Raw genomic sequence first — 9,678 nt, 5'->3', positions numbered from 1 at the left:
GTGCTCACGCCGGCGGATTTCACCAACCACATTGATAAGTGGAAGTTCACTGTTCCCTTCGTGTGTGGTGCCACCAACCTGGGGGAGGCGCTGCGCCGTATCAATGAGGGGGCGGCGATGATCCGTTCGAAGGGTGAGGCCGGTACCGGGGATGTGTCCAACGCGACCATGCACATGCGCAAGATCCGTTCGGAGATCGCGCGGCTGAGTTCGCTGCCGGAGGATGAGCTGTACGTTGCTGCGAAGGAACTGCAGGCTCCGTATGAGCTGGTGAAGGAAGTTGCTGCTGCGGGCAAGCTGCCGGTTGTGCTGTTCACCGCCGGGGGTATCGCTACTCCGGCGGATGCGGCGATGATGATGCAGCTTGGTGCTGATGGTGTGTTCGTGGGGTCGGGGATCTTCAAGTCCGGTAACCCGGCTGAGCGTGCCGCGGCGATCGTGAAGGCCACCACGTTCCATGATGATCCGGACATGCTCGCGAAGGTCTCCCGGGGCCTGGGCGAGGCTATGGTCGGTATCAACGTTGAGGAGATCCCGCAGCCGCACCGCCTCGCCGAACGCGGCTGGTAAACGCTGCCGGAAAAATGCCCGTCCTGTGAAGGGCCGGACGCCTGGAAACTATCCGGCGTCCGGCCCTTCGTCGTCGGCGCGGTTCACCGCGACAATGGGTCTGACGGCCGGCTACGGCGTTAGGCTGACCGTGTGAGCCGTCGTCCCACCTCCATCATTCAGACAGCAGTACTTGCGGCGTTGCTGCTGGTTCCCGGGTGCTCGGGTTCCGCAACCGTTCCAGCGCCCGCAGGCCCGGAGAACAGTGGTTCAGTGCCGACGTCGTCGCCCGCACGGTCATCGGGACCTTCAAGCCCGCCGGAGGACGCATCCGCGTCACCGAGTCCGGAAGAGCCACCTCCATCCACCACCGTGGTGCTGACCGGGGATCTCCTCCTCCACGAAAGACTGTGGGAGCAGGCGGCAGTCGACGGCGGCGGCGATCTTGACTTCGGACCGATGCTCTCAGCGCAGGAAGAGTACGTGGCCCCCGCGGATCTCGCGATCTGCCACCAGGAGACACCACTGGCGAATCCCGAGGGCCCGTACTCAGGATTTCCCGCCTTCAACGTCCCACCGCAGGTCGCGGAGGCCGTAGCGGACCTGGGCTACGACGCCTGCACCACCGCAAGCAATCACACTCTTGACGCCGGGACAGCCGGTCTGAACCGCACGCTCGACGCCCTGGACCGTGCAGGTCTCGACCATACGGGTTCCTACCGCTCGCCCGAGGCAGCCGCTGAGCCTTTGATCGCCGAGACGGCGGACGCCCGGGTCGCGATCATCACGGGCACCTATGCGCTCAACGGGCTGTCACCGGAATTCCCCTGGCAGGTTGACCTGCTTGACCCTGCCTCGATGATCGCCAAGGCGCGGCTCGCCCGCGAGGCCGGTGCCGACGTCGTACTGGCGGCGGTTCACGCCGGCGACGAGTACGCCGACTACGCCAACGCCCAGCAACAGCAGGTTGCGCACGCGCTGGTGGACAGCGGTGAATTCGACCTGGTCTACGGTCACCACAGCCACTCCGTCCTGCCCGTCGAAAAGTACAACGGTGTGTGGATTGTCTATGGCCTCGGTAACACCATCGCCGCCCATCTGACGCCGGACATCCGCAACACGGAGGGCCTCCTGGTGGAAGTTTCCTTCGAGCAGAACGACGACGGCGGGTGGCATGCCGCCGACCTCCGCTGGCTTCCTGCCACCTGGAACGGACCAGGCCACCGCTGGTGCCCGGTCGCCGCCTACAGGCTGGAGCAGATGGCCGCGGACGGAACAGCCTGCGTTTCCTCCGAAGCCGACGCGGCGAGCAGGGAGCGCACCAGGGCAACCGTGGAGTCCATGGGCGCTGCCGAAGCGGGCGCCGTCGAGTGGTCGGGCGAATGATGCGCGCCGCTCACGCCAGCTGAAGCCACCAGGTCTGCCCGCGGCCGATGAGCTCGAAGCCGCGGTGCGAATACAACTCGTAGCCCTCGGGCGTGGCGTTCAGAGCAAGTTCCCGCGCTCCCGCTGCCGCGGCCTGCTGTGTGACTGACGCGAGCAGTGCGGTGCCCAGTCCGCGGCGCCGGAACTGGGGGAGCACCTCCATGTTGAAGATCCCGCCGAGTGCCCGCGGGTTGTCGGTCCCGTCGTAGAAGGAGTACGCCGCCCCCGCAAGGTCTCCCTGCTCGCGTGCTTCCGCGTGCCAGGCTCTTGCCGGTTCGCAGCGGGCGAGCGCCAGCTCCTTCGCCGGAGCGCCGGAATATTCAGGCACCGACGCCGTCACGGACGTGCCGGCAGTATCGAACGCGCTGACGGCGCTCACCGGGGCGCTCATCCACCATGGCTGCCCGCCGGGTTCAAACCCGAAGCCCACCAGCTCGCGGCCCCGAACGGCCCCATTGAGCCACACCCCAACGGTGCGGGCTCCGAGCCGGACACCCTCAGCGAGTCCAGGCCGGAGGCCCGCCGGGGACAGGGAGGTGGGAAACATCAGCATGAGCTCGCGCCGCGCGGGCAGCCAGATCCAGTCGCATTCGTGCGTAGAGAAGGTCCGGCCGCCGGTCGCCTCCGCCATTGCGGCGAACCAGGTCCGCTGCAGCCGCTGGCAACCGGCGATCGTGGTCATGAGTGCTCAGCCAGGCCTCGACGCTCGAGCAGCGGTTCGATGCTTGCTGCCCGGCCACGAAATGCAGTGAAAGCCTGCAGCGGATCAACGCTGTAACCCCGGGAGAGCAGCTCGCGGCGGAAGTGCTCCCCGTTCTCCCGCGTAAGGCCGCCCGACTCCTTGAACCACTCGACGCTGTCCGCGTCCAGCACTTCGCTCCAGATATAGGCGTAGTAGGCCGCTGAGTAGCCGCCGGCGAAGATGTGCTTGAAATAGCCGGTGCGGTAACGCGGGGGAACCGGTGCGTAGTCCACGCCGGCGTCGCGCAGTGCCTGCGTCTCAAACGCAAGGGGGTTCTCCACCGTGCTTCCCGGCGAAAGCTCGTGCCATGCGAGGTCAAGGAGGGCGGCTCCAAGGTACTCGGTCGTGGCGAAACCTTCACCCCATTGCCGGGCAGCAACGAGTTTGTCGATCGTGTCCTGCGCAAGTGGCTCACCCGTCTGGTGGTGGCGCGCGTAGTTGCCCACTACCTCGGGCCAGAGCATCCACATCTCGTTGACCTGCGAGGGGTACTCGACGAAGTCCCGCGGCACGCTGGTGCCGGAGAACAGCGGATACGTGACGTTCGAGAAGAGTCCGTGCAGCGCGTGTCCGAACTCATGGAAAGTGGTTCGCACCTCGTCGAAGGTGAGCAGTGTGGGCTCGCCCGCCGGCGGCCTGGAAATGTTGAGGTTGTTGACGACGACGGCCCGTGTTCCGGCCAGCCGTGACTGCTCCACGAAGGAGTTCATCCATGCACCGCCGTTCTTGGTGTCGCGGGTGTAGTAATCACCGAGGAAGAGTCCAAGCTCGGAGCCGTCCTGTTCGCGGACCTCCCAGATCCGTACGTCCGGGTGGTAGCCCTGCAGGTCCTCCCGTTCATGGAACGTGAGTCCGTAGAGCCTGTTCGCCGCGAAGAACACCCCGTCCTTCAATACCCGGTCGAGCTCGAAGTAGGGGCGCAGCGCGGCGAGGTCGACGTCATACCGTTCGGCCCGCACCTTCTCCGAGTAGAACGACCAGTCCCAGGCCTCGATCGGATGGCCGGCGACTTCCTCAAGCTGTTCGGCCTCCGCTCGCGCATTCCGGACGGCCGGTTTCGCGAGCCTGCCGAGCATGTCGTGGATCGCGTCCAGCGATGGCGCGGTCTGGTCATCCGTGGCCAGTTCGGCGTGGTTGGCGAAGCCGAGGAGGGCCGCCCGTTCGGCACGCAGTGCTGCCATGCTTGCTGCGACACCAACGGTGTTGTCCGCGTTATCGCGGGAACCCCTGTTGATGGAGGCTTCGTGGAGGCGTCGGCGGGTGTCCCGGTTGGTCAGTGATTCCAGCGCCGGTTGGGACGTGGGCAGGATGAGCGTCAGAAGGTACTTGCCGCCGTGACCGGCGGCTTCGGCGGCGTCCCGGGCGGAGGCGATGTCGTCTGCGGACAGGCCATCGAGCTCGGACGCATCGTCCACAAGCAGGGCCGAGGCATTGGTATCACGGAGCAGCCGCTGCCCGAACTCGGTGCCGAGGCGGGAGAGCTCGCCGTTCAGTTCGCGCAGTCGCTGCTGTGCGCCGCCGTCGAGCTGTGCGCCGGCACGGATGAAGCGCTGCCGGTACTCGTCGGCCAGACGAGCGGATTCAGGGTCGAGACCGGAGACATCGACAACTTTCACCCGCTCAAAGAGCGCAGCGTTGAGATAGATATTGTCCTCGTGGGCGGCCAGACGGGGCGCGATCTCTTTCTCCACCGCCTGAATTCCCTCGGTGGAGTGCGCGGACGAGTTGTTGTGGAACACCAGCGCGACCCGGCGAAGGGCCTGACCCGCGCGTTCCATCGCCACAATCGTGTTGTCAAAGGATGCGGGTTCGGGATTGGCAACAATCGCATCGATCTCGGCCAGGTGCTCATCGATACCGGTTTCGAAGGCCGGCAGGAAGTCCTCCTCGCGGATCCGCGCGAAAGGCGGCAGCTGGTACGGCAGCGTGCTCGGGTTCAGAAAAGGGTTGCTCATGGGAACCAACCTTGGCATAACGTGCAGCGCCGCTCCAGCAGGTATGCGCGTTTTCTCCGTTGTTTCACCCCGGGTCGCACCTATCATTGGGAGTCACATCTAGGGAGGTCTTCGTGTCTCAAAAGACGCTATTCCGGGGCAAATGGGCAGCGCTGGTGCTGGCTTCCACGCTCGCCAGTTCCGGCTGTATGGGCGCAGGCGAGGGGCCAACTACCCAGGGCGCGGAACCAACGACGACGGCGCCCTCCGCCTCTTCCGAGCCTGCAACTGCGCAGGCGACCTCCGAAGCTCCCGAGCCCACACCGGAGCCGACGCCCGGGAAGGGGCCTGACTGCCCCACCGACCGTTGTTTCTCCTTCATGGCTTCCGGCGATCTGCTGGTGCACCCGCAGCTGTGGGAGCAGGCCGCGGTCGATGCGCAGCAGACCGGCAAGGGCTCCCTCGACTTCGAGCCGCTCCTCGCCGGACAACGCCCGTATATCGAGGCCAGCGACCTGGCGGTGTGCCACATGGAGACGCCGGTGGCCACACCGGAAGGACCGTTCAGCGGCTACCCGCAATTCAACGTTCCCCCGCAGATCCTCGACGCAGCGAAAGCTGTCGGCTACCAGGCATGCACCACTGCCAGCAACCACACAATTGACGCCGGCACGGAGGGGCTGGTACGCACCCTGGACACGCTCGACCGGCTCGGGCTGGAACACACGGGCTCCTACCGCACCGAAGAAGACGCCCAGGAGTTGATGATCCTTGAGACGCCGGCGGCGCGGGTTGCGGTGATCGAAGCCACCTACGGGCTCAACGGACTGACTCCCGAGTTCCCGTGGCAGGTGGACATGCTCGACAGACCCACCATGATCGCGAAGGCGGAGAGGGCTCGCGAGGAGGGGGCCGACGTCGTTATCGCCGCCATCCACGCCGGCGACGAATATGCTTCGCTGCCCAACCAGCAGCAGGTCGACCTCGCCCACGCGCTGGCGGACAGCGGCGCGGTGGACTTCATCTACGGCCACCACACGCACTCCGTGCTGCCGATCGAGTACTACAACGACACCTGGATTGTCTACGGACTCGGTAACGGCGTCACTGAGCTGTCGCCGGTGTATGACGTCAACAACGAGGGGCTCACCATCCGGGCGCAGTTCGCGGCCGACGAGTCGGGGGAGTGGACGGTCAGCGACCTGGCCTGGCTTCCCTCGGTCATTGTGCGTGACCCGTACCGCTGGTGCTCGCTCGCCCCGGATCAAGAGCCCGGTGCCTGCTCAAGCCCCGAACATGAAGCGGCGGTCAAGGCGCGCACCCTGGCGACGGTGGACACCTTCGGAGCGTCCGATGACGGCGCTCACCAGTGGCTGGTGTCCGAGGAAGACTGACCGGCCTGCGGGCGAAGCTCAGCGCGGACGGGCGGCAGCGTGCCGGCGTGCGAGCTCGGCAATGTTGTCATCCACCTCACCGGGTTCGAACGAGCCGTACTTGCGGGTGGCAGCCTCACGAATCAGGAAGTCGGCAATTGCGGGATTCTTCGGCAGCAGGGAGCCGTGCAGGTAGCTGGCGACGATGTTGAGGTGTCTTGCCCCTTCATGGTCGTCCGTCGAGTTGTTCCCCTCGCCCTTGGTCACCGCGGCGAGCGGCCGGACACCCGGACCGAGGAAAGTCTGCCCGCTGTGGTTCTCGTAGCCATGGATGTCGCCGAACTCCTCGCTGCGGGCCACCACGTTCCCGATCAGCCGTTCGCTGCCGCCGTGCGTCTCGATGTCCAGGAGGCCGATCCCGGGAATCACCGTGCCGTCATGGGTCTTGAAGAACTTCCCGAAGAGTTGATAGAGGCCGCAGATCGCGAGCATCGGCGTACCGTCTTCAGCCAGCGCCCGAAGGCGCGCTGCGTTCGACTGAAGGTCTTGCTGGATCACTACCTGCCCGCTGTCCTGCCCGCCGCCGCCGATCAGGATGTCCGCGTCGTCCAGGAATGTGTCACCGGCGTTGTGTTCGAGAATGACAGCGTCATACCCGTGCCACGCAAGGCGTTGCTTGAGCACCAGTACGTTGCCCCAGTCGCCGTAGATGTTCATATCTCGCGGGTACAGCTGCAGGATCCGCAGGGTGCCTTTGCTGGCCGGAGTAGCGGAACTCATGAGACCACCTTCACGTCAGTAATTTTGGACAGGTCCCTGCGGATGGCGAGCATCGCGGTGTAGGTGCAGAAGATCCGCTTCGGCCGGCCTTTCGCGCTGCGGATGAAGGTGCGCAGCGCTGATCCGGTGTCAGGGTCGATGTCCCGGGCGGCGACGTCGTCGTACTGGAGGCGCAGCGCCATGTCATAGGCACGGACGCCGCTGACCATCTCAACTCCGCCGGCCGCCAGACTGTCGAAATCGACGTCCCAGAGCCAGGACATGTCCCGGCCGTCCGCGTAGTTGTCGTTGATGGCGATCATCGTCGCGTAGCCGACCGCGTCGAAGGATTTCAGGCCCAGCCGGAAGCCGCTCGGATTCTTCACGAGGACCAGCTCCAGGGGCTGCCCGTCCACCACCAGGGACTCACCACGGCCGAAAGCCGGCTCGACCGCTGCGAGCGAGCGCAGCATCGCGTCCCGCCTGGATTCACCGCCCAGGATGATCCGGGCCATTGCCAGCGCCGCAGCGGCGTTGAAGATGTTGTAGACCCCGCGGAGGGTGAGGTCCACGGTGCTTGCCTCACCGTCCATCAGGAACGTCGCAGTGTTTGAATTCACCGACTCAAGCACGACGTCGGCCGGCAGGCTCGAGGCGGGAGCTGTGCCCGTGGCACCGCGGAGGTCGTCGTCGCTGGGGAACGTGTCCCTGAGCGACTCGTCCAGTCCGAAGTAGGCCACAGAAGCGTCCCGCACCGATGACGCGATCGAGGCAACCCGTGGATCCTCCCGGTTCAGCACTACGGTTCCCGTGGTCTTCACCGCGATCTGCTCCAGCAGCCTCGTGGTCTTGTCGATTTCGCCAAAGCGGTCAAGCTGGTCCCGGAGGACGTTGAGCAACAGGCAATGGGTCGGGGGAACCAGGTTTACGAAGTGGACGGCATGTGCCTCGTCCAGTTCCAGAACGGCGACGTCGGCGCTGAGCCGTCCGCGCCAATCGACCTCGCCAAGGAGCGCGGCTGCCACCCCGCGGGTGAAATTGCTGCCGGTACGATTGGTGAAGACCTCCAAGCCCTGGCCCTCAAGGAGTTCCACCACCATTTTGGTGGTAGTGGTCTTCCCGTTGGTCCCGCTGACGACAATCACACCCTTGGGTAGGTTCCGTAGGGCCCGCGCCATGAATCCGGGGTCGATGCGTTCAACCACCAGACCCGGGAATGCCGAACCACCGCCGCGCAGACGCGAAAGTGCCCGAACTGTTTTGCCCAGGGGCACGCTCAAGCTAGACAGACCAGACATGGTCTCTAACTTATCGTGCTTTGAACGGCGCACAGGCATGACGTCTGTGGTCGAGGCGGCGGTGATGGAGGCCGATTCGCAGGGACCGCCCCGCGCCAAACTAGAATGGAGTGGTGACTTCCACCATTCCTTCCGAAGGCTCCACCCTGCGCGTCGGCGTTCTCGCCGTGCAGGGTGATGTACGCGAGCATATCCGGGTGATCGAATCCCTGGGCGGAGAAGCCTTTCCGGTCCGTCGTGCCAGCGAACTGGAGCAGGCCGAGGGCCTCATCATCCCCGGCGGTGAATCCACCACCATGGACAAGCTCACCCGCGCCTTCGACCTCGCCGAACCTCTGCGCCGGCGCATCCGGGACGGATTCCCGGTTTACGGGTCCTGTGCGGGGATGATCATGTTGGCGGACACCATCGCCGATCCCTCGCTGGATCTGAAGGGCAATCCGCAGCAGACGCTCGGCGGGCTGGATATTGTAGTCCGCCGCAATGCTTTCGGCCGGCAGCGCGAGTCCTTCGAGACGGACCTGCCGTTCGATGAGCTGCCAGGCGACGGCGTTGACGTCCACGCCGTGTTCATCCGTGCGCCGTGGGTGGAGAAGGTCGGGGAATCGGTCAAGATCCTTGCACAGGTCGACGCACCGGATACGCCGCCCGCAGAACACGGAGCCGGCCGCGACGCCGACAAGGATGAAGCGCGGCCGGTCGCTAGAATTGTCGCAGTCCGCTCGGGAAACCTGCTCGCCACCAGCTTCCATCCGGAGGTCACCGGTGAGCACCGCATCCACGAGCTTTTCCTATCGATGATCGCCAAAAGAAGGGCAGAGCATGTCGGGGCACTCTAAATGGGCTACCACCAAACACAAGAAGGCCGTGATTGACGCCAAGCGCGCAAAGTCCTTCGCCAAGCTGATCAAGAACATTGAGGTTGCTGCCCGCGCCGGCGGTGCGGATATGTCCGGTAACCCCGCGCTGGAACTTGCCGTACAGAAGGCCAAGAAGACCTCTGTGCCCAACGACAACATCGACCGTGCGATCAAGCGTGGCGCAGGCCTGACCGGCGAGGTCGTCGACTACTCCGAGATCATCTATGAAGCGCGCGGACCGCAGGGATCCGCTCTGCTCATCGAGTGCCTGACGGACAACAAGAACCGTGCAGCGTCAGAGGTCCGCGTCGCCATCACCCGCAACGGGGGTACGGTTGCAGATCCCGGCTCCGTTGCGTACCTGTTCGCACGCAAGGGCGTTGTCTCGCTGCCGAAGAATAACCTCTCGGAAGACGATGTCCTGATGGCCGTCCTCGACGCCGGTGCCGAGGAAGTCAAGGAATCCGGCGACTCGTTCGATGTTCATTCCGAACCGACTGACCTGCGCGCGGTCGTCGCGGGGCTCGAAGAGGCCGGCATCGAGTACGAGACCGATGAGATTGAATTTGTCCCGTCAATGCAGGTGGAACTTGACGCAGACGCGGCACGCAAGTTCCTCAAGCTGGTGGACGCGCTCGAAGAGCTTGACGACGTCCAGAACGTGTACTCGAACGCAGACCTGAACGAGGACGTCATGGCCGAGCTGGAGAGCGACGATTAGTTCTGTCGCCGCGCGCC

9 protein-coding genes are annotated in these 9,678 nt (G+C 65.0%); 5 read left to right on the top strand and 4 right to left on the bottom strand.

What is annotated here, in order from left to right; genetic code table 11:
* Both AC4D1W_RS11880 and AC4D1W_RS11875 read left to right on the top strand, forming a co-directional pair.
* On the top strand, nt 1-570 hold a 570-nt coding region (locus AC4D1W_RS11880; RefSeq protein ID WP_490898858.1), incomplete at its 5' end, for a beta/alpha barrel domain-containing protein.
* 132 nt (nt 571-702) lie between these two features.
* Entirely contained in the window at nt 703-1,935 is a 1,233-nt protein-coding gene (locus AC4D1W_RS11875; RefSeq protein ID WP_490898857.1) for a CapA family protein, read from the top strand.
* A 10-nt stretch (nt 1,936-1,945) separates the two neighbouring features.
* Here the strand turns inward: AC4D1W_RS11875 and AC4D1W_RS11870 are convergent, their stop codons facing one another.
* Nucleotides 1,946-2,656, bottom strand: coding sequence for a GNAT family N-acetyltransferase (locus AC4D1W_RS11870; protein WP_490898856.1), 711 nt, complete (start codon nt 2,654-2,656; stop codon nt 1,946-1,948).
* A complete protein-coding gene (locus AC4D1W_RS11865) occupies nt 2,653-4,671 on the bottom strand; it encodes a M3 family metallopeptidase (protein WP_490898855.1) in 2,019 nt (672 codons plus the stop codon). The genes AC4D1W_RS11870 and AC4D1W_RS11865 overlap by 4 nt, the downstream gene beginning before the upstream one ends.
* Nucleotides 4,672-4,784: 113 nt before the next feature.
* On the opposite strand from AC4D1W_RS11865, the gene AC4D1W_RS11860 reads away from it, so the two are divergent.
* Complete coding sequence (locus AC4D1W_RS11860; protein ID WP_490898854.1) at nt 4,785-6,044, top strand: CapA family protein; 1,260 nt, start codon at nt 4,785-4,787, stop codon at nt 6,042-6,044.
* 18 nt (nt 6,045-6,062) lie between these two features.
* Here AC4D1W_RS11860 and AC4D1W_RS11855 read toward each other — a convergent pair whose 3' ends face one another.
* The gene (locus AC4D1W_RS11855; protein WP_490898853.1) at nt 6,063-6,803 is read right to left on the bottom strand and encodes a type 1 glutamine amidotransferase; all 741 of its coding nucleotides are present in this window, start codon (nt 6,801-6,803) and stop codon (nt 6,063-6,065) included.
* Nucleotides 6,800-8,080, bottom strand: a complete 1,281-nt coding sequence (locus AC4D1W_RS11850; protein ID WP_490898852.1) for a DUF1727 domain-containing protein — start codon at nt 8,078-8,080, stop codon at nt 6,800-6,802. Before AC4D1W_RS11850 ends, AC4D1W_RS11855 begins: the two co-directional genes overlap by 4 nt.
* A gap of 113 nt (nt 8,081-8,193) precedes the next feature.
* Here AC4D1W_RS11850 and pdxT point away from each other — a divergent pair, with 113 nt between their 5' ends.
* Both pdxT and AC4D1W_RS11840 read left to right on the top strand, forming a co-directional pair.
* On the top strand, nt 8,194-8,919 hold the full coding sequence (pdxT, locus tag AC4D1W_RS11845; RefSeq protein WP_490898851.1) for a pyridoxal 5'-phosphate synthase glutaminase subunit PdxT: 726 nt from the start codon (nt 8,194-8,196) through the stop codon (nt 8,917-8,919).
* On the top strand, nt 8,903-9,661 hold the full coding sequence (locus AC4D1W_RS11840; protein ID WP_490898850.1) for a YebC/PmpR family DNA-binding transcriptional regulator: 759 nt from the start codon (nt 8,903-8,905) through the stop codon (nt 9,659-9,661). The genes pdxT and AC4D1W_RS11840 overlap by 17 nt, the downstream gene beginning before the upstream one ends.
* Nucleotides 9,662-9,678 lie beyond the last annotated feature (17 nt).

This window comes from Arthrobacter sp. TJ-170, assembly GCF_058269305.1.
This window is presented reverse-complemented; position numbering and strand designations above follow the sequence as displayed.